At 54.0% G+C, this 24,808-nt stretch carries 16 protein-coding genes; 8 read left to right on the top strand and 8 right to left on the bottom strand.

Annotated features, from left to right (window positions below; genetic code table 11):
• Window positions 1–7 precede the first annotated feature (7 nt).
• Window positions 8–1,648, top strand: a complete 1,641-nt coding sequence (locus AC1MKH_RS20365; protein ID WP_276224162.1) for a thiamine pyrophosphate-binding protein — start codon at window positions 8–10, stop codon at window positions 1,646–1,648.
• A 121-nt stretch (window positions 1,649–1,769) separates the two neighbouring features.
• On the opposite strand, the gene AC1MKH_RS20360 is transcribed toward AC1MKH_RS20365, so the two are convergent.
• On the bottom strand, window positions 1,770–3,038 hold the full coding sequence (locus AC1MKH_RS20360) for an OprD family outer membrane porin (protein WP_015963093.1): 1,269 nt from the start codon (window positions 3,036–3,038) through the stop codon (window positions 1,770–1,772).
• Between the two features lie 397 nt (window positions 3,039–3,435).
• Window positions 3,436–4,194: a metalloprotease LoiP gene (loiP, locus tag AC1MKH_RS20355; protein WP_015963094.1), complete on the bottom strand. Its 759-nt coding sequence runs from the start codon at window positions 4,192–4,194 to the stop codon at window positions 3,436–3,438.
• Window positions 4,195–4,475: 281 nt separating this feature from the next.
• On the opposite strand from loiP, the gene tkt reads away from it, so the two are divergent.
• Window positions 4,476–6,467 (top strand): transketolase, encoded by a 1,992-nt coding sequence (gene tkt, locus AC1MKH_RS20350; protein ID WP_276224166.1) that lies wholly within the window; start codon window positions 4,476–4,478, stop codon window positions 6,465–6,467.
• Between the two features lie 45 nt (window positions 6,468–6,512).
• Here the strand turns inward: tkt and AC1MKH_RS20345 are convergent, their stop codons facing one another.
• The 5 genes from AC1MKH_RS20345 to AC1MKH_RS20325 form a co-directional block, all read right to left on the bottom strand.
• Window positions 6,513–7,388 carry a prohibitin family protein gene (locus AC1MKH_RS20345; RefSeq protein ID WP_276224168.1) on the bottom strand — a complete coding sequence of 292 codons (876 nt, stop codon included), beginning with the start codon at window positions 7,386–7,388 and terminating at the stop codon, window positions 6,513–6,515.
• 125 nt (window positions 7,389–7,513) lie between these two features.
• Window positions 7,514–10,087 (bottom strand): glycoside hydrolase family 38 N-terminal domain-containing protein, encoded by a 2,574-nt coding sequence (locus AC1MKH_RS20340; protein WP_276224169.1) that lies wholly within the window; start codon window positions 10,085–10,087, stop codon window positions 7,514–7,516.
• Entirely contained in the window at window positions 10,084–12,072 is a 1,989-nt protein-coding gene (locus AC1MKH_RS20335; RefSeq protein ID WP_276224171.1) for a DUF5054 domain-containing protein, read from the bottom strand. Before AC1MKH_RS20335 ends, AC1MKH_RS20340 begins: the two co-directional genes overlap by 4 nt.
• A gap of 3 nt (window positions 12,073–12,075) precedes the next feature.
• Window positions 12,076–13,284, bottom strand: a complete 1,209-nt coding sequence (locus AC1MKH_RS20330) for a CehA/McbA family metallohydrolase (protein ID WP_276224173.1) — start codon at window positions 13,282–13,284, stop codon at window positions 12,076–12,078.
• Window positions 13,284–14,915 carry a PTS transporter subunit EIIC gene (locus tag AC1MKH_RS20325; protein WP_276224176.1) on the bottom strand — a complete coding sequence of 544 codons (1,632 nt, stop codon included), beginning with the start codon at window positions 14,913–14,915 and terminating at the stop codon, window positions 13,284–13,286. The genes AC1MKH_RS20330 and AC1MKH_RS20325 overlap by 1 nt, the downstream gene beginning before the upstream one ends.
• Before the next feature lie 994 nt (window positions 14,916–15,909).
• Here AC1MKH_RS20325 and epd point away from each other — a divergent pair.
• The 3 genes from epd (at window position 15,910) to fbaA (ending at window position 19,318) form a co-directional block, all read left to right on the top strand.
• Window positions 15,910–16,929 carry an erythrose-4-phosphate dehydrogenase gene (epd, locus tag AC1MKH_RS20320; RefSeq protein ID WP_231826298.1) on the top strand — a complete coding sequence of 340 codons (1,020 nt, stop codon included), beginning with the start codon at window positions 15,910–15,912 and terminating at the stop codon, window positions 16,927–16,929.
• Window positions 16,930–16,977: 48 nt separating this feature from the next.
• Window positions 16,978–18,141: a phosphoglycerate kinase gene (gene pgk, locus AC1MKH_RS20315; RefSeq protein ID WP_276224179.1), complete on the top strand. Its 1,164-nt coding sequence runs from the start codon at window positions 16,978–16,980 to the stop codon at window positions 18,139–18,141.
• Between the two features lie 97 nt (window positions 18,142–18,238).
• A complete protein-coding gene (gene fbaA, locus AC1MKH_RS20310) occupies window positions 18,239–19,318 on the top strand; it encodes a class II fructose-bisphosphate aldolase (RefSeq protein ID WP_149463278.1) in 1,080 nt (359 codons plus the stop codon).
• A 67-nt stretch (window positions 19,319–19,385) separates the two neighbouring features.
• Here fbaA and AC1MKH_RS20305 read toward each other — a convergent pair whose 3' ends face one another.
• Window positions 19,386–20,288, bottom strand: coding sequence for a carbamate kinase (locus AC1MKH_RS20305; protein ID WP_276224182.1), 903 nt, complete (start codon window positions 20,286–20,288; stop codon window positions 19,386–19,388).
• A gap of 322 nt (window positions 20,289–20,610) precedes the next feature.
• On the opposite strand from AC1MKH_RS20305, the gene AC1MKH_RS20300 reads away from it, so the two are divergent.
• From AC1MKH_RS20300 to AC1MKH_RS20290, 3 genes are read left to right on the top strand one after another with little or no spacing between them, the layout of a single operon-like run.
• Window positions 20,611–21,834 carry an MFS transporter gene (locus AC1MKH_RS20300; RefSeq protein ID WP_276224184.1) on the top strand — a complete coding sequence of 408 codons (1,224 nt, stop codon included), beginning with the start codon at window positions 20,611–20,613 and terminating at the stop codon, window positions 21,832–21,834.
• Window positions 21,835–21,846: 12 nt separating this feature from the next.
• Complete coding sequence (locus AC1MKH_RS20295) at window positions 21,847–23,508, top strand: acyl-CoA synthetase FdrA (RefSeq protein ID WP_276224186.1); 1,662 nt, start codon at window positions 21,847–21,849, stop codon at window positions 23,506–23,508.
• A 15-nt stretch (window positions 23,509–23,523) separates the two neighbouring features.
• Window positions 23,524–24,786 (top strand): YlbE family protein, encoded by a 1,263-nt coding sequence (locus tag AC1MKH_RS20290; RefSeq protein ID WP_327621998.1) that lies wholly within the window; start codon window positions 23,524–23,526, stop codon window positions 24,784–24,786.
• Window positions 24,787–24,808 lie beyond the last annotated feature (22 nt).

The following is a 24,808-nucleotide window of genomic DNA, read 5'->3' as shown; positions in this document are numbered from 1 at the left end:
GTGAGTTATGAGTGAAATGATTACCGTCGGCGAGGCCATTGCCAGAACGCTGGAGCAGTATCAGGTAGACGCTATCTATGGCGTTATCTCTATCCACAACCTGCCGATTGCCGATGCCGTCGGGCAGCGTGGCAATATCCGTTTCGTCCCGGCGCGCGGAGAAGCGGGATCGGTGACGATGGCGGATGCGCACGGGCGTTTTTCCGGCCTGGGGGTGGCGCTAACCAGCACCGGCGCAGGCGCGGGCAATGCGGTTGGCGCGCTGGTGGAGGCGATGAACGCCTGCACGCCGCTGCTGCATCTGACCGGTCAGGTGGAAAAGGCCTGGCTGGATGCGGATACCGGGTTTATTCACGAGACGCGCGACCAGCTGACTTTTCTGAAGGCCAGCTCAAAACGTGCCTATCGCATCAGCAATGCCAATCAGGCGATAGCGATTCTGCATAAAGCGATTCAGGACGCGCAGACACCGCCGTGTGGCCCGGTGTCGGTGGAAATTCCTATTGATATTCAGGGCGCGAAAATTCCCGCTTCCCTGGTGACGGCAGCGGTGCGTCCGGCGATGCCTGCGGCGGCGGATACCGCAACCGTTGATGCGCTGTGGGCGCAGCTTAAGCAGGCGAAGCAACCGCTGCTGTGGTTAGGCGGCGGGGCGCTGGCGAGCGCTGCGGCAGTCAAGAAGCTGGCCGATGCCGGGATGACGGTCATTTCCAGCACCCATGCCCGCGGTGTGTTGCCGGATAATCACCGCGCCAGCCTGCGCGCGTTCCATAACTCGCCTTCCGTGGAAGCGATGATGGAAACCTGTGATTTCACGCTGGTGGCGGGCTCGCGCCTGCGCAGTAATGAGACCCGTTCCTGGACGCTGACGCTGCCGGAACCGCGCGTGCAGATTGATATCGACCCGGCGGCGGCAAGCCGGAATTACCTGATGGATCAGACAATTATCGCTGACTGCGGCGCATTGCTGACGGCGTTAGCCGCGAAAGCCCAGGGGCGTGAATGGGGCAATAGCGCGTGGGATGAGCAGGTGCAGCAGGCGGTCGTGGCAGCAGAACAGGGGTTGCGCGAGCAGTGTGGCGCGTATGCCGGGCTGAATGATGCCATTGAACATGCGTTGCCGGACGACGGCATTCTGGTGCGTGATATCACCGTTTCCGGCAGCCTGTGGGGCAGTCGTCTGTTCCGCGCCCATCAGCCGCTGAAAAACATCCACTCCCTCGCCGGGGCGATTGGGATGGGGCTGCCGATGGCGATTGGCACTGCGATTGCGAATCCGCAGCACAAAGTGGTGGGGCTGGTAGGCGATGGTGGCCTGAGCCTGAACCTGGGCGAACTGGCGACTCTGGCGCAGGAAAAAGCCAACGTGACGCTGTTAATTATGAATGACGGCGGCTACGGCGTGATGCGCGGTATTCAGGATAAATACTTCGGTGGCCGCCAGTATTATAACGAACTGCACACGCCGGACTTCACCGCGCTGGCGCAGGCCATTGGCTTACAGGCGTGGACGGTGAACCGTGCGGAAGATTTCCAGGCGGCGATGACCGAAGCGCTGGCGATGCCGGGGCCGTCGGTAGTGGAAGTGCGAATGGGCGAGATTGGCGCGCTACGCTTTGCCGGGCCGCCGCAGAAGACGTTGTATTAAGGTGCGGTATTTATCACCCTCACCCTAACCCTCTCCCTTTGGGAGAGGGAACAAACAGTGCGAGATGTGACATTTTGCGCAGGGTTTTACCCTCTCCCTTTGGGAGAGGGCAGGGTGAGGGTCAGAATACGTTGAACGGATACTCAACGTACACGCGAACTTCGTTCCCGCTCACGTTATAGTCGCTGGCGTTGTTAGAGACGCGCAGTACGGAGTAACGGACTTTGAATTTCAGATCCTTCGCCACGCCGTCCTGAACCTGGTATTGCACCTGGTTGAACCATTCGTGTTCTTTACCGTTGCTGGTCTGCGAGGTTTTGATGTTATCGCCGCGCACGTAAGCGGTGGTCCAGCTCAGACCCGGTAAACCGAGGCCCGCGAAGTCCAGGCCGTAAGATGCCTGCCATGAACGTTCGTCTTCACCGTTAAAATCGGACCAGTAGGAGTTCGCCAGCCAGATGGTGTTGCCGCCATCGCCTACGCCGCCCTGGTTACGGTAGCCGCCGTAGTTATAGCCGGTGCTGCCGCTGCTCTGCTGGTAAGCGATTTTAAAGGTATGAATATCCCAGATATAGCTGGCTGCCAGGCTCCAGATGCTGTTGCTGCGGCCGGTATCCAGCGATTCAGCATAGCCTGGGGTGAGGCGAGAGTTATAACCGTTGAAATCAAGAACCAGCTGCTGGCCGGTGCTGAACGGTTGTTTGTAGTTCAGGCCCAGGTACTGTTTGTTCATCACATCTTCAATGTGAGAGGCATAGATTGCCCCGCTGAACTGGTCGTTAAACTGATAGCTCGCGCCGCCGAAGGAGATGCTTTCGAGACCGGAGTTATGGCTATCGTCACTCTTACGCTGTTCGTCGGTGAAGTAACCGGCGTTCACTTCCAGGCCGTCGATCTCTTTAGAGGTCAACAGGGTACCGGTGTAGGTTTCGTATAACAGACGAGAATCATCCGCCGTCAGAATCGGCAGCGCCGGGCGCTGGGTACCGTAGCTCAGTACCGTATTCGAGAAACGCGCTTTGACCGTTGCGCCAAATTTTGCGAGGTCAGATTTCGCGCGGCCATCGTTATCCTGGGCGAAGAAGTCGATCCCGCCCGCGCCGCTGCGGCCACGGCCGCCGTCAAGACGCACACCATACTGTGCAATACCGTCAACGCCAAAACCCACCACACCCTGGGTGAAGCCAGATTCAAAGGTCGCGACAATGCCCTGACCCCATTCGGCTTTATCTTTCAGCCCATCCTGGTAATCACGGTTGATATACGCATTGCGCAAAAATACATCTAAATGGCTGTCATCAACAAAGCCCTGGCTTTCAGATTGCTGGCTGGCAAATGCAGGTGTAGCGGCGATCAGGCCTAATGCAATTAACGATAATTTATTTTTCACGGCGGGAACGTCTCTGTCTGTCTATATTAAAAGTTGTGAGTTCTTCGCGATATTCTCCTGAATGAATAACGATTGCAATCATTATGTGTGTAAATGTTTCTTCATTATTGCCGGGTATGTCAGGCCACAGCTGGCAAGGCTTACAGGGGATGGACTATGGATTATATGGCATTGGTTTATTCTCAAGGAGAGAATGAACAGGAAGTTTGTAAATGACAAAATAAATATCTTTTGAAACGCGATATTTTGAAATTATTTATTTGGCGAATTTCAGTTATCGTTAGCAAATCGTGCTATTTAATTAGCGATTGATGCGATTTAATGATGAATAAAATAATCGCATTAGCTTTGCACAATGATGAATATGCCTCTCTTCCGAAGAAGAGAGGCATTAAACTTACTTAATCCCGTCTGCCGCCAGACGCTGACGAATGTGCGCCGCACGTTCCTGCGATGCCGGGTGATCGTCAAACATAGAACTCTGGCGTCCGTCTTCCAGTTTCGCCAGTTTTTCAAAGCTGGTGGCGAGGCCGGTTGGATTAATGCCACGCTTACGCAGCAGATCGTAAGAGTAGTCATCCGCTTCCGATTCCTGACGCTGGGAGAACTGGGAATTCACCAGTTTTTCACCCAAATCGCCAAGCTGCGATTGCGACAGACTGCCTACGATGCCACCCGCTGACGCGGCGGCGGCGCGCAGGGCGTTGGTACCAATCGCCACCTGCATACCTTTTTTCACGTGGCCCAGCGCAACGTGACCCATTTCATGGCCAATCACCGCTTCGACTTCGTTATCGGTCATGATGTCCATCAGGCCACTGTATACACGAATACAGCCGTTCGCCATCGCAAAGGCGTTGACGTCTTTCGCCACGTACACCTTATAGTTCACCGGCTGACCGTTAATGTTATCGCCCAGCGCGGCAGCAATTTTACTCAGACGCTTGCTGTAGTCGCTGGTAGACGGAGCAATGGTCGCTTTTGCATCCATATCCTTACAGGCCTGGTCGCTCAGCGCCTGCACCTGTTCATCACTCAGCGAGAAGGCCTGAAAGGCACCCGCGCCGGAGTTTAACATGCCGTTTGAATCCATATTCTGACAGCCGCTCAGCAGCAGTGACGCACCCAGAGCCAGCACGATCGCACGTGTTTTCATGATGTTATTCCGAACTCACTCATCTATATAAAATCTGAAAGTTGCTCCAGAGAAACGGAGCGAGAGATGCCTTTAGTATAAAGAAAATCCTTAAAGATGAGCGAGTGGTTTGCGCAGAGTGTGCCCTGTTCCGGAGATTTCTGAAGCGGCAAAAGGATGGTCCATGTACATGACTTGTCGCTTGGGTTACATTGTTGGCACTTTTTTCTGGCGTAGCCCATAACGCGCGGTCGTCAAGTCGTTAAGGGGCATAGCCTTCAACAGTCCGAACTGGAGTCAAAATGTCCTCACGTAAAGAGCTTGCTAATGCTATTCGTGCGCTGAGCATGGACGCAGTACAGAAAGCCAAATCCGGTCACCCGGGTGCCCCGATGGGTATGGCTGACATTGCCGAAGTCCTGTGGCGTGATTTCATGAACCACAACCCGCAGAACCCTTCCTGGGCTGACCGTGACCGCTTCGTGCTGTCTAACGGCCACGGCTCCATGCTGATTTATAGCCTGCTGCACCTCACAGGTTATGATCTGCCGATGTCTGAACTGCAAAACTTCCGTCAGCTGCACTCCAAAACGCCGGGTCACCCGGAAGTGGGCTACACCGCCGGTGTAGAAACCACTACTGGTCCGCTGGGTCAGGGTATTGCCAACGCAGTCGGTATGGCTATTGCAGAAAAAACGCTGGCGGCGCAGTTCAACCGTCCGGGCCACGACATCGTTGACCACTTCACCTACGCGTTCATGGGCGACGGCTGCATGATGGAAGGTATCTCTCACGAGGTATGTTCTCTGGCAGGCACCCTGAAACTGGGTAAACTGGTTGCGTTCTACGATGACAACGGCATCTCTATCGATGGTCACGTTGAAGGCTGGTTCACCGACGATACCGCTAAACGTTTCGAAGCCTACGGCTGGCATGTGGTTCGTGGCGTTGATGGTCACGATGCTGATTCCATCAAACGCGCAGTAGAAGAAGCGCGCGCAGTGACTGACAAACCGTCCCTGCTGATGTGCAAAACTATCATCGGTTTCGGTTCGCCGAACAAAGCCGGCACCCACGACTCCCACGGTGCGCCGCTGGGCGACGCTGAAATCGCGCTGACCCGCGAGAAACTGGGCTGGAAATACGCGCCGTTCGAAATCCCGTCTGAAATCTATGCGCAGTGGGATGCGAAAGAAGCAGGCCTGGCGAAAGAATCTGCCTGGAATGAGAAATTCGCTGCTTACGCGAAAGCTTTCCCACAGGAAGCTGCTGAATTCACTCGTCGTATGAAAGGCGAAATGCCGTCTGACTTCGACGCGAAAGCCAACGAATTCATCGCCAAACTGCAGGCTAACCCGGCGAAAATCGCCAGCCGTAAAGCGTCTCAGAATGCGATTGAAGCGTTCGGCCCGCTGCTGCCGGAATTCCTCGGCGGCTCCGCTGACCTGGCACCGTCTAACCTGACTATCTGGTCTGGTTCTAAAGCTATCAACGAAGATACTGCCGGTAACTACATCCATTACGGTGTACGTGAATTCGGTATGACTGCGATCGCGAACGGTATCTCTCTGCACGGTGGTTTCCTGCCGTACACCTCTACCTTCCTGATGTTCGTAGAATACGCGCGTAATGCCGTGCGTATGGCTGCGCTGATGAAACAGCGTCAGGTAATGGTCTACACCCACGACTCCATCGGTCTGGGCGAAGATGGCCCGACTCACCAGCCGGTAGAGCAGGTGGCTTCTCTGCGCGTAACCCCGAACATGTCCACATGGCGTCCGTGTGACCAGGTTGAATCCGCGGTCGCGTGGAAATACGGTGTTGAGCGTCAGGATGGCCCGACTGCGCTTATCCTCTCCCGTCAGAACCTGGCGCAGCAGGAACGTACACCTGAGCAACTGGCAAACATCGCACGCGGTGGTTATGTACTGAAAGACTGTGCCGGTCAGCCGGAACTGATCTTCATCGCTACCGGTTCTGAAGTTGAACTGGCGGTTGCTGCTTACGAAAAACTGACTGCCGAAGGCGTGAAAGCGCGCGTGGTTTCCATGCCGTCTACCGACGCATTCGACAAACAGGATGCGGCTTACCGTGAATCCGTTCTGCCGAAAGCCGTTTCCGCACGCGTTGCAGTGGAAGCAGGTATTGCAGACTACTGGTTCAAATACGTTGGCCTGAACGGCGCTATCGTCGGTATGACCACCTTCGGTGAATCTGCACCGGCTGAGCTGCTGTTTGAAGAGTTTGGCTTCACCGTTGACAACGTTGTTGCGAAAGCAAAAGCGCTGCTGTAATCGGTAAGATGCTTTGTGAGAAGGGCCGCGAAAGCGGCCCTTTTTTTATTTCGTCGAAATAAACGGCATCGTTCCACCGGGGATCATGGTATCCGGCAGTTTACCGTTCCAGCGTTCAGCGGTGGTCAGCGCGATGAGATTCGGGTTATCGCGCAGCGCTTCGCCGCGCAGGCGAATGGCTTCTGCTTCTGCCGCACCTTTTAAACGAATGGTCTCAGCTTCGGCTTTGGCTGAGGCCAGCTTACTTTCGGCTTCTGCCTGCGCCTGGGTGATGGCAATCTGCGCCTGGATTTTTTCGGTCTCCAGATTTTGCTTACGGGTGGCAATGGCAACTTCCGCCTTCATCCTGTCTTCAATCGATTTTTCATAAGCATCGGAAAAGTCGATATTTTCAATCTGTACCCCATCGATAACAACCGGGCCAATAACGGCTTTACGCATCGCGTTTTGCAGGTCCTGAACCAGCTTAGTACGATCCTGTACCGCGCTGATGGCGGTGTACTGACCAAATACGTTTTCCAGCTGCGTAGGAAGCTGGCGGACAATCAGCCTGTCTTTGAGCGCGTCAATGGTGTTGTAGGTGGTGTAGACCGCGCCAGCTTCTGAAGGCGGAATATGGAAGCTGACGGATACGGTCATTTGCGCGGGCTGTTGATCGCGACTGTAAGCCTGTAGCCCCTGATAAACGACTGCCTGATTGCGAGTCGAAATCTTTTCCACGCCTTCGATAAACGGGATTTTAAATCCGAGACCCGGCTCGGCAACTTTCACAATTTTTCCATAACGCAAGAGAATACCGCGTTCACCTTCGTTGACGGTGTACCAGGAGAGGAGCATCAGGAAAAGAATGATGAGTCCCGAAAAGGTGATGAATACAATCTTTTGGGGCTGAAAAGGTATTTTTAGCACAGGCACTTCCATGGCTTTCATCCGTGAGTTAAAAAGCGGACGATGGCATAAGAAGTGTGGGGATTAAAGTCCGCCAGCGCACTTTCAGAATTCATAAAGGGAAGCCCGGCCGGCGGTAAAACGACCGGCCCCCCTTTTTACTCCACTTTAAGTGTTAAATGATCATAACCCCGTAACCGGGTTTTCTCCTCCGGCTCGCCCATGGCGTTGCACAGGTGCGGCAGCCACGGTGCGGGAATCGGTAACGCCTCCGCTGAAGGGTTGTAAAGCCTCACCAGCGTTTGCCCGTACAGCACGTCTACGCCGCTGACGATGAATCCTTCTGGTAGTGCGTCCAGAATCTTCAACCGCGCCATTTTCTGCTGCGGAATATGCAGATCAAAGTTATCCAGCCGATGCAGGCAGCTGCGATCTTGCTGCCATTGCCAGAGTACAGGCGAGAAGCTGTAGTGTTGCTGACGAACGGCGAGCTGGGCAGGCGAGAGTGCTGCCAGGCAGAGAGCAAATTCAAAATGCAGTTTGCCAATGAGGTTGCCTTCTGGCGTTGCCATCCGCTGCCCGGAGGCGCGACCCGGACGATAGAGCAGATCATCTTTGCCAAGATTACCGGTGCCACGAAACAGGGTTACGCGCAGCTCCTGCCCGTGATATTCATACTCTTTCAGGCCACGCGCAAAGAAGTGGAAGTCCGGATGTGCGCTCAACTGGTGCATGAATGGTTCGCTATCGACAGGCATTTCGGCGAAACCCGCAGCGCTGTTGATGGCCTGGTTTTCGCGCACGATTGAACCGAAAGGCACATCGGCGGTTACCGCGTTTATCACTTTTCCGCTGTTAAAACGCAGCTGCAGGCGATGCTCGCGGACCTGATTATCGACGCTCATGGCAAAACGGATGATGTTGTCTTCGAGCGTAACGATCAGTTCTACGGCGACAGATCGTGTGTTTTCACTACGCGTGCGGCGATCGTCGTTCAGCGCTTCCGGCAAAGTGAGCGTGGCGCGAAGGTGCATCTCCTGATGCGCCGGATGATGGCGTATTGCCAAGCGCTGAAATGCCGAAAAGAGCAGACCGTCGTCGCCGGGAAGAGGAGAAAAATCATAAAGATCGCCGTCATCGCTAACATCGTGAAAGTGAAGAAGCGGTTCCAGCACGCGACCCTGAATTTTGTCCTCCAGCCGCAATGCGTTGCGGTGCAGGCTCAGGCGATAGTACGCATTTTCAATCGCCGTCGCTTCCGGCGTGTTGGCGAGCAGAGGCTGTGGCGCAGACGCTGGAGCAACGAAGAATAGCGCCAGACCCAGCGGCGGAACAGGCGCATTAAGAATATCCACCACATTTTCGTAGTACCACGCCTGCTGTTCGGTTTCGACTTCGCCATCCGGGGTGAGCAACACGTGACGAGGGCGCTGAATTTTTTGCTGCTGACGTAAGACAACCTGTACCGGTTGGCCTGTTTCATCCAGCACGCTGAAGCTGGGTTGCGGCGTGATGAGCGTTTGCTGGCGCATCGTGACGGTTGGGCTGCTGGTGCCGTTGCTGAGCAGGAAGCGATAGTTTTTGTCTGGTGCGAGGTTCGCCAGAATCTGACGCGCGTGGAGGCTGTAAATCGCCTCACCAATCTGTTGCGCCTGGCGGCAACGGTGAAGGATATCGCGGTTGGTTTCGTCGCTGTTGCAGCCCCCCATGCTGTCGTGGGCGTGGCTTTCCAGTAGCCAGCGCCAAGCCTGTTCAAGCAGCGCGTCACCGTGGGCGATGCCGTTCAGGCGGGCGATCGCCAGCATCGGTTCTGCCAGACGGGTCAGGATCTCTTCGGCATCGAAGTTGGCTTTTTTGATGTCGTAGCGTGATGAGCCAATGCTTTTGTGCACGCGTGCGAGGCGTGGAATACGAAACTCTCCGCGCCAGGGCGGTAACGTTTTGCCATTTAATGTGGCAAAGAAGCGTTCATAGCTACTCACTTCCCAGCGATCGTCACTGTGATGGTTGATCTCATCAATAAGTCTTTTAAAATCTGCGTCGCAACTGACCTGATCGCCGCCGATCGGGCAGAGAAGATCCTCCGATGCCGTTAAGGTTTTCATTCGCGCGATCAACGGGAACGTCTCTTCATCCAGATGGTGGCGAGAGAAATTTCGCCAGCGACCGCCGCGTTCCGGGTGCGCCAGTGAATAGCCGAACGGCGTGATGACGGTGGTCACGCTGTCGCCATTCAGCGCCTCCCAGTTGAGCTCTGTCGGGCCCATTACGTTGGGGTCATAACCGCGACGCAGCAAAATGGCGGGCAGGCCAAACGCGCGGGCGATTTGTGGAAGCTGCGCGTGGCTGCCAAAGGTATCGGGCAAATAAAGCACCTGCATGCAATAACCCGCCTGTTTCGCATGATGAATGCCGACGCGCAGGTTACGGAACAGTGACTCGGTGCTGATGTTGAACAGGTCTGGCTGTGTGTACCACGGGCCAATCAGTAACCGTTTTTGTGCAACCAGTGCCTGACCGCGATGAGCCATTTCGGGCATGAGGCGAACGAAATCATCGAAAATGGAGCTTTGCCCATCAAGATGGAAAACGAAACGCGGGTTGTTCTCCAGCGCTTCGATTAACTCGCTGAATGCCTTAAGGGCAAACAGCTGCGTATCGAGCGTGGAGAAATACCATTCACGGTCCCAGTGGGTGTGCGATACCGCGTGGATGGTGCGGGCGTCGCTCATGCGGTTTCTCCCAAGTGGAAATGCAATTGATATTCAACGTGAATATCTTCCTCATACCACATCGGGAAATTGGTACCCCAGATGTTGTTATAAAGCTGGCCATAAAGGCTGGTACTGGTTTGCGGGTGATCGTTAAAACAGAGTACGCGCGGTTCGAACAGCGCCAGTAGCGGCGCATCGATTGGGTTAAGCGTCCAGTACGGGTTGCTTGCAGACTCGACGGCGTGCAGGTTGCGGTTGCCGTTTTTAATGACGTTATGCCAGTTCAGCGGGTAGCCCAGCTTGTGACACTGGCTGTGCTGTGTGTCGGCAAGGCCGAGTTGCAGCCAGATCTCCTCCGGCAGGCGGTTGGCTTGTTTGCCAATCATCGTGACGCGCAGGGTGACATCGTGGCGGATTTTACTAAAACGGTATTCGGTGCGGATTTCCTCCGGCAGACGGATGATCATGCTGTTGTCCGCCGTCGGGCGTGTTATCGCCAGTAAATACCAGGCCTCATCGTCTTCACGCCAGCGGGCCTGGCGTAGCGCGAAATCCGCCTGTTGTGTGGTGACAGGGCGCGAATAGAGCTCCATGCCTGGTTTGGTGAAATCGGAGAGCGACCAGACGGAGGTCACCTCCATGTTTTGCATATAGCGCTCGCGGAACTGGTCATACTCCTGATAACCCACCTGACGGTAAATCAGCCGTCCAAGGGGAGCCTGAAGCTGCTCGGTTTCAGCTATCCGCAACGACGCCAGGCTACCGTCCTGCGCCAGAGAGAGGGTGTAATCACCAAAGCGGAATGTACGAGAAACCGTAACCTCACCCTTTACCTCAACGGGAACGGGCTGGCTTGCCTGCACCAGCGCGTCGGGAAGATGGGTAAATGCGCTTTCCAGATAGTTTCGCTGCTCCTGCCACGAACGGGCAAAATGGCGATAGCCCCGAATTTTACGGTGCGGAAGTTTATCGACAAACTGCTGAATGAATGCGTATTTCTCAGGCATCGGATCGGTAACGTTGTCGGCTTTACGTGCGCAATCAAACTCCTCGGGCAGGTAGTGGCTGTAATCGCCAAGATGCAATTTGAGATCCATGCCCCAGGTGTGTTCCGGGATCATCAGCAGTGCATCCAGCGCCTGCGGATTGGGCTGCGGCATCTGTGCAAGCAGCTTTGTCACCCGACGGTAGCGACTGACTTTCGCCGGATCGGTGCCGATTCCGTGATTCCACGTGTCGCCCATTTCGGCCTCAATGACCGGCAGCGTGTGACGCACGGTTTCCAGCCGCGCGGCGAAGTTATCGAGCGTGGACGCGCTGACTTCCGCCTCCGGATAGCGCTCCCGGTAGCGGTCGATAAGCTGCAACACATCGCTTGCCGAGGGCGGCGAGCAGTTGTCTTCCGCATGGCAGAAGACCAGCAACTCATCCAGCGCTTCGCACCAGGTTTCATTACCGTAGCCGCCGAAGGAGTAGTTAACGATAAGGCTCCGATCGCCATATTTCCACAGGAACAGCGGCGGCACATCGGGCGGGCAGGATGCCGGGTTAACGCCAAGATGCAGGTAACGAACGCCTGCATCAGCAAGCCAGGGAATCAACGTTTGCGGATGGCCAGGAACGTCCGTCATTTTCGCGGCGATGGTGTGACGCCCGAAACGAGCATCCAGCGTCCGACTGTAAGAAAGGCCATGCTGTAACAGCTGTGGCGTCAGCAGCTCGCTGTGCGTGGTGAACGGTAACGCATGCCAGACGATATCACCCTGGTTAATTGCCTCGGCAAGGCGCACCTGAGAAGGGCGATCCGCTTTCTGGAAATAGCGCTGAATCAGCCAGGAGCCGCAGCTCCAGATAAAGTTTTTTTGCCCGTCGCGGTTCACCTGCTGGGCAAGATTGATAACCGACGGAATAAACTCATTCAGATATTTATCTTCAATCACCTGGGCAAAATCGGTGAAGCCGATATCCAGATGCGTTTTATAGATAATGTGTACGCGTTTCATTTTTCACTCCCTGAAAATGGGGTTGGTAATCAACTGAGCCGTCTGTTCACGGTTGACCCGTAAAAAAGCAAACGCGCTGTCGCTGCAATCCACTTCCTGATTGATATGGCCGTTACGGTTGTTAAGCAGATAGATTTTCTTCTGCGTGTAGAGCAGCACCTGGTTGTCGGGGCGGGTATCGAGATTGACCTGAAGCAGGGCGCTGTCAGAGGTGTCGCCGATACCGGCGTCGCCCATGACAAAGCGGTTTAGTCGGGTATCACTGTCGCTTTGCAGATAACTTTGCCCACGTTCAAGACCACGCAAGATATCCTCGCGCTCTGCGCTTCTCGTTCGTACGCTGATGCGCGGCAGGATTTGACCTTTCTCTTTATGGAAATCGCTGCCTGCGGTGACCGGTACCTTGATGCCGTCGTACAGCAGCTGCAACCAGTACTGGAAGGTCATCTCATTGCCGGTGGCATCCCATGGGCCATTCCACAGTTCCAGCCAGTCGTGGCCGCGAAACGGCAGCATCCAGGGGCAGTAGTGGCAGAAAGGGTGATTGATACCAATGCGTGCGCCGTTACGGCGAGCCTCGTCCATTTTGGCCGTGATATCTTGCTCGCTAAAATGCGGAAGAAAGCGTTCAACGGGCTGCGTCAGACCAAGAAAATTAACGTGCCCGCGATCGGTGGTCAGCTCCATACCCGGAATCAGCGTCAGCGGCGCGTTCATTCCGGCAATCACCCGGTTCTGCGAGGTGGTGTTGTGATCGGTCAGGCACAGAAAATCAAAATTCTGCCCCATCGCGCGCTCAATTAGCGCATCGACAGAAAGCTTGCCATCGCTGTGTTCCGAGTGAACATGCGTATCGCCCGTCAGCCATCGGGATGTTTTGCGCTGCAGGGTGATATCGATATCAATGCGGCATTCGCCCCGAATTTTGTACAGACCGAGCATCACCGACCATGTGCCTTTGTTGATGGGCGTGTGGCGGTAACCCGGCGTGGCGAATGATTCGCTGATAACCAACTCCTTTCGCGCGCCGCCGCTCCAGCCAATGATGTCATCGCCGTGTGCGAGGCCCAAATCCACCACATGACCCTCGCTAAAACGGTAGCTAATAATCAGCCGCTCGACCTCGCAGTCCACCTCGAAGGTGACGGGCCTGAGCTGTTTCTCGTCATAGGGATGAACCACAACGGATTGGTGCAGGGTAGTGGATTCCATTACGCTTCCCCCAGCAGTTCTTTGCAGTCGCCGGCGATCATGACCACTTCCGCGCCATAAATGACTTGCAGGCCTTTCTCACTGACGTGGACGACGCCTTTCGCGCGCAGGCTTTTTTTCCAGACGTCATCGCTGGCGACGCGAGCCGGGTCAATGACCTCGACGCGTAGTCGGGAAATACAGTTATCGAACTGCGAAATATTTTGTGGGCCACCCAGGGCATCAATAATCTGCTGGGCAAAAAGGCTGCTTTGCGCCGTGCTGGCGTTTGTTTTGTCTTTAAAATCTTGCTTACTGAACAGCCTGACGTCTTCGTCTGCGGCGGAGTCCTCTTCGCGGCCTGGGGTCATCACGTTGAAGCGCGTAATCAGATAGCGGAATAAAAAATAATAAACGGCGAAGAAGAGCGGGGTCAGCCACAGGTAGCCCCACATATCGAGTTTATCCGGCTGGAGCAGAACGGGAAGAATGTCCTTCAGGCAACCGCCATACACGGAAATGTTCGCCATTTCTGACAAAACAAAAATCAGGCCGGTCAGCGGTACGTGCACAAAGTAGAACAGCCACGGCGCGACGAACAAAAAGGTGTATTCAATGGGCTCGGTGATGCCAAACAGCATCATGGTTGCGACGACGGGGAGCAGTAAGCCGGCGACCACTTTTTTATGACTTGAGCGTGAACAGTGGTACATCGCCAGTGCGGCACCCGGCAACGCGCCGAAGTGAATCACCACGCGGCCAGACTGGAAACCGCGTACCAGTAGCTCGTGCGAGGACTCACATCCCAGCTGCGCCATATAAATATTGGTGGTGCCACTGACCAGGTTGCCGCAAATCTCCATCGACCCGCCGAGCTCGGTCAGGCGGATAGGCGTGGTGATGAGGTGGTGCAACCCGACGGGCAGAAGCGATTTATCGGCAATGGCCCAGATAAAGGTGCCGAACAGACCGGAATCGCCGATCATTTTACTGAACTGTGCCAGCATCCAGCCGATGGGCGGCCAGATAAAATAGAGCGCCACGCCCATCAACGCTCCAACAACCAGCGTAACGATGGGTACCGTTCGCGTACCGGCAAAGAATGAAAGCACCAGCGGAAGCTTCACGTTGTATAAACGATTATGCAGCCAGACGGTGGTCAGGCCAACCGCCATCCCGCCGAAAACGCTCATGCGATAGGTGAACATACCCAATTCGGTGGTATAGATAGAGGCCTTCTGCACGGCGGAGACGGGGTCCATGTGCTGCTGAGTGATAAACCAGTCTGCGGTGGTGGTTTGCGCGCTGATGCCCTGGGAATCCAGCAGCGTGTTGAGGATGTAATGCATCGCCATAAAGCATACCGCGCCGGAAAACGCGGCCCAGGCTTTCTCTTTCTTTGCCAACCCGAAAGCGACGCCGATGGAGAAGAAGAGCGGAAGATTGCGAAAGACCACATCGCCGGTGGCTTTCATGACGCTAAAGGCGATGTATCCAGGCGAACCTTTGCTGATAAGCGAGGAGAGATGCAACGCTGCAAGGGTTTCTGTATTCGTGAAGGCACTCCCAAAGCCCATAAACATGGAGCCGATGGTGATAATTGATATGGGGACCAGCATGGCCTGGCCAATCATTTGCATCTGCTGCTTCATAAATTATCCTTGTGAATAGTTCGTCCGACGATAACTCGGATGAATTCCTCTATTTTTATTCACGGCCTTCAGAGGTTTTATATTTATTTTATAAATGTAATTAGCGTGGTTTTTATTGATGTCGCTAATAATTATTAGTTATCATGCGGGCCGCATGGCTGCTGTGTTTATTTAAAACCGAGTGAGGAGTTTATCATCGTAAAAACGGGATTGTGTGACAGACGCGACGATAAATAAATATTGAAGGTATCTATGAATAGTGCGAATTTATTTCTTTCAAAGAAAAGCCCCGCCGAAGCGGGGCTAGTCAAGGTACAACGTTAGCCAGTTTCAAATTAAGAGTAACGGTACGGAACCCCTCCATCGCTTAGCGTATAAATAACGCGATGAATCGGCGAGGGGTGTAAATCATCATATATCGTTGACGATACTGTTATATGAATTACAACCATCAGTACGGCGAATTTCAGAATATCCATACCGCACATCCTGCTTGAAGCGGCAAGCGTCAGCGGCTATCCTAGACCTGTTGAGAGTCATGGATCACCCCCGTAGTTTGCCTGTTTTTATACCGCAACGACGGGGGTTTTCTTTTTCCAGTGCAAGGAGCCGCACGGAAAAAGTCCCCGCGCCGTTGCACCTGGCGATGACTTACGCATCGACGAGCAAATTTTACCCTTCATTTCGCCTAATCACTCATTCAGAGATAGTCTGATTCCGTACTCGGTCTTTATTCCATCGCCCGACTCCTTCTGGCATAACGCTGCAAATTATTCCTGTAGAAATGTGATGTATGTCAGATTCCTGGTGCGTTTGTCTGGACAATCATTCCTTTTATTCCAGGTTTCGCTTATTCTGGCTGAAGCGTTTCAGTCGATGAAGTGTTCGACATTTGACCAATCAGTCACTGTTTGTGGCAGGTAAGGTTTCCCGGAATGAATTGCTGCATTACTCTGTCAGCCACATTGCTTTGGGATGACCTTGCAGGAGACCTATGACCGTACGCGTAGCGATTAATGGCTTCGGTCGCATTGGGCGTAACGTGGTTCGTGCTTTGTATGAATCCGGACGCCGTGCGGAAATCACCGTGGTGGCAATCAATGAACTGGCGGATGCTGCGGGCATCGCGCACTTATTGAAATATGACACCAGCCATGGCCGTTTTGCCTGGGACGTTCGCCAGGAGCGGGAACAGTTATTTGTCGGTGACGACAGCATTCGTCTTCTGCACGAGCGCGAGATTAACGCGCTGCCCTGGCGCGAACTGTCGGTTGATGTAGTGCTCGATTGTACCGGCGTGTTCGGTAGTCGCGCTGACGGCGAAGCACATATCGCCGCAGGTGCGAAGAAGGTGCTCTTTTCACATCCCGGTAGCAACGACCTCGACGCAACGGTGGTTTATGGCGTGAACCATGACGCGTTACGCCCTGAACATCGTATTGTCTCCAATGCCTCCTGTACCACGAATTGCATAATCCCCATCATAAAATTGTTGGATGATGCCTGGGGCATTGAGTCGGGAACGGTGACGACGATTCACTCCGCGATGCACGATCAGCAGGTGATTGACGCGTATCACCCGGACCTGCGCCGCACACGCGCCGCAAGTCAGTCGATCATTCCGGTCGATACGAAGCTTGCTGCAGGGATTACGCGTATTTTCCCGCAGTTTAACGATCGATTCGAAGCGATTGCGGTGCGTGTACCGACCATTAACGTCACGGCAATCGATCTTAGCGTAACGGTAAAAAATCCGGTAAACGCTAATGAAGTCAACCAGTTGCTGCAAAAAGCAGCACGGGATGCATTTCATGGTATAGTTGACTATACGGAATTACCGTTGGTCTCAACAGATTTTAACCACGATCCGCACAGTGCCATTGTCGATGGCACCCAAACGCGAGTGAGTGGGGCGCATTTGATCAAAACTTTGGTCTGGTGTGATAACGAATGGGGCTTTGCTAACCGAATGCTCGACACCACGTTAGCGATGGCCGCACAAGGTTTCAGGTAGGACGCGAATGCGTCTGCAAAACTTTATGAATCAACGAGAGGATTCACCATGTCTGTAATTAAGATGACCGATCTGGATCTTGCTGGTAAACGTGTTTTTATCCGTGCGGATCTGAACGTACCAGTTAAAGAAGGGAAAGTAACCAGCGACGCGCGTATCCGTGCTTCCCTGCCGACCATCGAACTGGCCCTGAAACAAGGCGCGAAAGTGATGGTAACCTCCCACCTGGGTCGTCCGACCGAAGGCGAGTACAACGAAGAATTCTCTCTGCTGCCGGTTGTTAATTACCTGAAAGACAAACTGTCTAACCCGGTACGTCTGGTTAAAGATTACCTGGATGGCGTTGAAGTTGCTGCAGGTGAACTGGTTGTTCTGGAAAACGTTCGCTTCAACAAAGGCGAGAAAAAAGACGACGAAGCACTGTCCAAAAAATACGCTGCGCTGTGCGACGTATTCGTGATGGATGCTTTCGGTACCGCTCACCGTGCTCAGGCTTCTACTCACGGCATCGGCAAATTTGCTGACGTTGCGTGTGCAGGCCCGCTGCTGGCGGCTGAACTGGACGCACTGGGTAAAGCACTGAAAGAACCGGCTCGCCCGATGGTGGCAATCGTTGGTGGTTCTAAAGTTTCTACCAAACTGACCGTTCTGGACTCTCTGTCTAAAATCGCTGACCAGCTGATCGTTGGCGGTGGTATCGCGAACACCTTCGTTGCCGCTCAAGGCCACAACGTCGGTAAATCCCTGTACGAAGCTGACCTGGTTGATGAAGCTAAACGTCTGCTGACTACCTGCGACATTCCGGTTCCGACTGACGTGCGCGTGGCAACTGAGTTCTCCGAAACTGCGGCAGCGACTCTGAAATCCGTTGCTGACGTGAAAGAAGACGAGCAGATCCTGGATATCGGCGACGCCTCTGCACAGCAGCTGGCTGACATCCTGAAAAACGCGAAAACCATCCTGTGGAATGGTCCGGTTGGCGTGTTTGAATTCCCGAACTTCCGTAAAGGTACTGAAATCGTGGCTAACGCAATCGCAGACAGCGACGCGTTCTCCATCGCAGGCGGCGGCGACACTCTGGCTGCAATCGACCTGTTCGGTATCTCTGACAAAATCTCCTACATCTCCACTGGCGGCGGCGCATTCCTCGAATTCGTGGAAGGCAAAGTACTGCCAGCAGTTGCAATGCTCGAAGAGCGCGCTAAGAAGTAATGTTTGAGCAGGCGGGGAAACCCGCCTGTTTTTCAGCGCGCTACATAGCTCGCGCTTCTTTTTCTAACGGCCGAAGATACAGATAGGACTCGTAAACATGTCTAAAATTTTTGATTTCGTAAAACCTGGTGTTATCACTGGTGATGACGTTCAGAAAGTGTTCCAGGTAGCAAAAGAAAACAACTTTGCACTGCCAGCAGTAAACTGCGTGGGCACCGACTCCATCAACGCCGTTCTGGAAACCGCTGCAAAAGTTAAAGCACCGGTTATCGTTCAGTTCTCCAACGGTGGTGCAGCATTCATCGCGGGTAAAGGCGTGAAAACTGACGTTCCTCAGGGCGCAGCCATCATGGGCGCTATCTCTGGCGCGCATCACGTTCACCAGATGGCTGAGCACTACGGTGTACCGGTTATCCTGCACACTGACCACTGCGCGAAAAAACTGCTGCCGTGGATCGACGGCCTGCTGGACGCGGGTGAAAAACACTTCGCTGCTACCGGCAAACCGCTGTTCTCTTCTCACATGATCGACCTGTCTGAAGAATCCCTGCACGAAAACATCGAAATCTGCTCCAAATACCTGGCGCGTATGTCCAAAATGGGCATGACTCTGGAAATCGAACTGGGTTGCACCGGTGGTGAAGAAGATGGCGTGGACAACAGCCACATGGACGCTTCTGCACTGTACACCCAGCCGGAAGACGTAGATTACGCGTACACTGAACTGAGCAAAATCAGCCCGCGTTTCACCATCGCCGCTTCCTTCGGTAACGTACACGGCGTGTACAAACCAGGTAACGTGGTTCTGACCCCGACTATCCTGCGTGATTCTCAGGACTATGTTTCTAAGAAACACAACCTGCCGCACAACAGCCTGAACTTCGTCTTCCACGGCGGTTCCGGTTCTTCTGCTCAGGAAATCAAAGACTCAGTAAGCTACGGCGTAGTGAAAATGAACATCGATACCGATACCCAATGGGCGACCTGGGAAGGTATTCTGAACTACTACAAAACCAACGAAGCTTACCTGCAGGGCCAACTGGGCAACCCGAAAGGCGAAGACCAGCCGAACAAGAAATACTACGATCCGCGCGTATGGCTGCGCGCTGGCCAGACCAGCATGAGCGCTCGTCTGGAGCAGGCTTTCAAAGAACTGAACGCGGTTGACGTTCTGTAATTTGAGGCAACATGATTGATAAAAGGCTTCCTCCGGGAAGCCTTTTTTTTGCCTGAAAAACAGAGCATTAGTCTGAAATACAGGTGCCTTTTTTTCCTGCAAGTATCTGTGGCGCATCTTTCAGCGCGCCAATAAACGCTGCATTTCCTGTTTGCTTTACAAACTGAATGACCGCAGCGGCTTTTGGCCCCATCGCCCCATCCGGTGCGGCGAACGGGGCCAGTTCCGCAGGGGTAACGTGACGTAAAGCGCGGGCCTGTGGCGTACCCCAATTTTCATACACCGCATCGGCATCGGTCAAAATGAGCAGATGATCGGCGCTGATTGCCTGGGCCAGCACGGCTGCCGTCAAATCTTTATCAATTACGGCTTCGATACCCTGATACCCGCTCTCTTTTGCAATGACCGGAATCCCGCCGCCACCGCAGCAAATCACCAGATGCCCGTCATCCATTAGCGTGCGGATCGCCTCGCTATCGATAATTTTCAAAGGGGTGGGGGAGGCAACCACGCGGCGGATATACTGGCCATCGGCCTTCATTTGCCAGCCATAGCGCGTCTGCAGCTCGGCCTGCTGCTCTGGTGGATATACGGGCCCGATGTATTTGCCTGGCGATGCAAAGGCATCGTCATTCGGATCAACTTCTACGCGAGTCATCAGCGTGGTGACCGGTGCGCTGCTGTTAGCCGTGAGCTCCTGCGCAATCGCAAAACCAATCATTCCCTGGCTTTCGGCAACCAGGATATCCAGCGGCCAGGCAGGCGCATCCTGGTAGGCGGCATTCTGCAAGGCCAGCAGTCCGACCTGTGGGCCATTGCCGTGAACGATCACTAACTGATAATCATGCGCCAGCTGCGCCACCATTTGGGAAAAGAGTTGAATGCTTTTCTGTTGATTCTCAGCGCTGAGGATTTCACCACGCTGTAATAACGCATTACCGCCAAGGGCAATGACCAGTTTCTTTTTCATTATTGCCTCACAAAATAGATGATGTCGTGCTCAATATAGTTTTTCCATTTCTATTCACTGTGATGGTGATAATGATTTAATTATCGGGAAAAATAACTTGTCAATCTCCGCCATTTTAATTGTTTTTATATAACTAAATTTAAAAGTGATTATTAGACTTTTTTTAATAATTATGCAGTGAGTTACCAGGAATTTATAACAATGGTTTTAGTGTGACTTTGCTCAAATGAAAACTCACTTAACCCCGATATGGTTAGGTCAGTTTAAACATCAAGCCTCCTGACAGAGGCATTCAGCGGTAATGATTACCGGGAGTTCACTTATGTCTGATTCATGTGAAGTGACTGATGTCACAAAAAGAAAAGGAATACCGGCCTGGTGGGTCACCGTATTCCTGTTCTGGCTGGGCTGGATTTTTATGTATGCCGACCGTACCGTTCTTAATCCGGTAATGGGTGAGCTGGAAAAGGAGTTTGGCTTAACGGGAACACAGTTAGGTATTCTTAATTCAGTATTCTATTTTTCTTACGCCTTATTGCAGGTACCCGCTGGGGTCCTCGGCGATAAAATCGGTAAGAAAAAAGTGTTGGTGCCCGGGTTTATTTTGTTTGGCGTCTTTACTGCGGTAACGGGCTGGGCAAAAAGCTGGTACACATTACTGTTTGCCCGCGTGGTCACAGGCGCGGGCGAGGGAACCTATTATGGCCCGCAGTACGGCTTGTCTTCAGAGCAGATCCCGAAAAAATTCCGCTCGCTGGGGAGTGCAATCATCAACAGTGGTATGGCGTTTGGTATTGCGCTGGGCCTGATGACCTCAAGCTGGCTGGTTTACGATCAGGGCCATTCCTGGAGGATGCCGTTCTACGCGATGGCTGTGCCGTCTATTCTCGTCGGCCTGGCAATCTGGTTCTTTGTTAAAGAGAAGAAACGCACCACTGAAGTTGACGGTAAGCCGATTAAAAAAGGGAAATTTAGCGACCTGCTGAAGAACCGTAATTTAATTCTTACCTATATCATGGTGTTCTGTAGCCTGTTTGGTTTCTTCGTTATCCTGACCTGGCTGCCTTACTATTTACAAAGTGAGCGTGGTATTGCCGGTAGTGAAACAGGCTTTATTTCATCACTGGTGGCGTGGATCTCCATTCCTGGCGCGCTGTTATTCTCCAGCCTGTCAGATAAATTAGGCAAGCGTAAACCCTTAATCATGTTCCTGGTGCCCGTTGCCATTCTCAGCATGCTGTCCATTGTCTGGATGCCAAATATGACCGGCGTCATTGTTGCCCTGTGCGTTTATGGGCTGGTGGGCAAACTGGCACTTGACCCGGTACTGGTTGCGCTGGTGGCCGACAGCGTGGATGAAAATAATTACAGCACCGCTTTTGGTTTATTTAATTTCATCGGTATGAGCTCATCAATTCTTGCGCCGATTATTGCCGGTGCGGCACGAGATATGACCGGAAGTCTGGCCTCCAGTTTTTATGTTTCAGCCGTTTTATTAGCTATCGGCCTGGTCGCCATGCTGTTTTTAAAAGAAAAACGTACATAAGAGGTAGCGGTAATGATTTATGCCTTTATTAAAAAGGGAAGTTTTCAGGACTCCGTCAGTCTGATGATTATTTCCCGCAAGCTGAGTGAACGTCCGGAAGTGGATCAGGTATCGGTAATGATGGGCACGCCCGCGAATAAATCGATGCTGGAATCGACCGGTTTCTGGCATGACGACTTCGCGGAAGCTACACCTAACGACATCTGCGTGGCGGTGCGTACTGAAACGGAACAACCGGCGATTATGGATTTAATCCGTGAGCAACTGGAGAAAGAACTCAGCGCCATTGCCAGTGCATCAGGTAGCTCGCAACAACTGCTGAAAGCCCGCCGTTGGGAAAGTGCGTGTCAGAAGTTACCGCAGGCTAACCTGCTGCTGGTCTCGGTGGCCGGAGAGTACGCCGCCTCGGTGGCGAAAGAAGGGCTGCTGGCAGGTAAAAACGTGATGTTGTTTTCCGATAACGTTCCGTTGGCGCAAGAGGTGGAGCTGAAAAACCTGGCGCGTGAACGTGGGCTTATCGTGATGGGGCCAGACTGCGGCACAGCGATGATTGCCGGGAGCCCGCTGGCGTTCGCGAACGTGCTGCCGGAAGGGGGCATCGGCGTGATTGGCGCATCGGGTACGGGGATTCAGGAGATCACCTCGCAGGTGGCCTTGCATCAACAAGGTATTAGCCATGCGATTGGGTTAGGTGGGCGAGATTTAAGTGCCGATATCGGCGGTATCAGCGCGTTAACCGCGCTTGAGATGCTGGCCTCTGATGAAGCGACTCAGGTGATTGCCTTTGTCTCGAAACCTCCGTCACCACAGGTTCGCACGCGGATTATCGCCGCGATGCAGAATGTCGGAAAACCCGTTGTAGCGCTCTTTCTTGGCAGTAAGCCGGAGCAGCGCCGTGAAGGAAATGTCTGGCTGGCTAACTCGTTGTCTGAAGCTGCGCGTCTGGCTGTGTTGCTGATGCGCGTCGCGCGGCAGCGGCAGATTCAACCGGAAGTGGCGGGCAAAGGTATTTATGGGCTGTATGCCGGGGGAACCCTGGCGGCGGAAGCGGCGATGCTTCTCTCTGCGGGTCTAAATGTGCCAATGAGTGAGAGCCATGCGCAAGGCGTGATGCTGGACGCAGGCGGTCACCGGATTGTTGACCTGGGGGATGACAGCTACACCCTCGGCAGGCCACATCCGATGATTGATCCAACCACCCGCAGTATTGAAATCGAAAAACTGGCCGCACTTCCGGATGTTGGTGTGCTGCTACTGGATGTGGTGCTTGGCTACGGAGCCTGTGAAGACCCTGCTGGAGCGGTGGTTCAGACGCTGGAACAGGTGCGCGCGCGCCGTACTGCGCCGCTGGTCACTATCGCCACACTGACGGGAACCGAAGGCGATCCGCAGGGCCGCACCGCGCAAAGCGAAAAACTTCGTGAAGCGGGCATTGCGGTCGTCGAGACCCTGGAAGAGGCGATTCTGCTCGCCATTAGCCTGACGCATCACCAGGAAAGCCACCCGGCAGAAAAACACTACCCGCTGCTGGACGGCGTGCAGGTCATCAACGCCGGTTTACGCAGTTTCGCGCTGGATCTGCAAAGCAACGGCACACCTGTTGTGCACTATCAGTGGGCGCCAGTTGCCGGCGGCAACGCGCGTCTTGCCAGTCTTCTCAAGCAGTTACATTAAGTTAGAGGTACGGATATGTATTCATCAATTGCACAGGCTAACGAAGCCATCATTGAACGCATCAAAGCTGCCCGACCGCACTGGGTCGCCGTTCGACCCGCTAAAGAGGTGGTCGTCACGCTGGCATCAGGCCGCAAACTGCTTCACGCCGGGCCGCCAATTGCATGGGAAGAGATGACCGGGCCGATGCGTGGCGCCTGTATTGGCGCGTCGCTGTTTGAAGGCTGGGCTGCAACGGAAGAAGAGGCTGTGCGCTTGCTTGGTCAGGGCGAGGTAGAGTTCATCCCTTGTCATCATGTTGGCGCAGTGGGCCCTATGGGCGGCATTACTTCAGCAAATATGCCGGTTCTGGTGGTGAAAGATGTGGTCCATGGAAATCACGCTTGCTGCAATCTGAACGAAGGCATCGGCAAGGTGATGCGCTTTGGAGCCTACGGTGGCGACGTCCAGCAACGTTTGCGCTGGATGCGCGATACGCTGGCGCCGGTACTTCAGGATGCGATTGGCAAACTGGAAAACGGCGTCGATCTTACCGCGCTGATGGCGCAGGCCATCACCATGGGCGATGAATTCCATCAGCGTAATATCGCCGCTTCTTCACTGCTGCTACGCACGCTATCTCCGGCGATCGCGGGCCTGGATCGTCCTAAAACCGAAGTCATTGAGGTATTACAGTTCCTTAGCGTTACCGATCAGTTCTTCCTGAATCTGGCGATGGCGTACAGCAAGGCGGTGATGGATGCGGCGGCGGTGATTAAAGCGGGCTCGGTGGTAACCGCGATGACGCGTAACGGCCGCGACTTTGGTATTCGCGTGAGCGGCACCGGCGATCGCTGGTTTACCGCGCCGGTGAATACGCCGCAGGGGCTTTTCTTTACCGGTTACAGCCAGGCGGATGCTAACCCGGATATTGGTGATAGCGCGATCACTGAAACGCTGGGTATTGGTGGTGCGGCGATGATTGCTGCACCGGGCGTAACCCGCTTCGTTGGCGCCGGCGGAATGGGGGCGGCACTGGAGACATCGGAAGAGATGGCGGAGATCTATCTCGATCACAACCCGCTGTTCCAGATCCCCTCCTGGGATTTTAAAGGCGCGTGCCTGGGGCTGGATATCCGCCGCGTTGTAGAAACGGGCATCACGCCGTTGATTAACACCGGCATTGCGCACCGCGAGGCGGGAATAGGTCAGGTTGGTGCGGGCACCGTACGTGCGCCGCTGCTTTGCTTCGAGAAAGCGCTGGAAGCGCTGGCGGAGCTGCACCACATCACTGCGTAACAAGTGAAGGGGCGGCACTGCC

The organism is Pseudocitrobacter sp. CD920760, from assembly GCF_057782505.1.
This window is presented reverse-complemented; position numbering and strand designations above follow the sequence as displayed.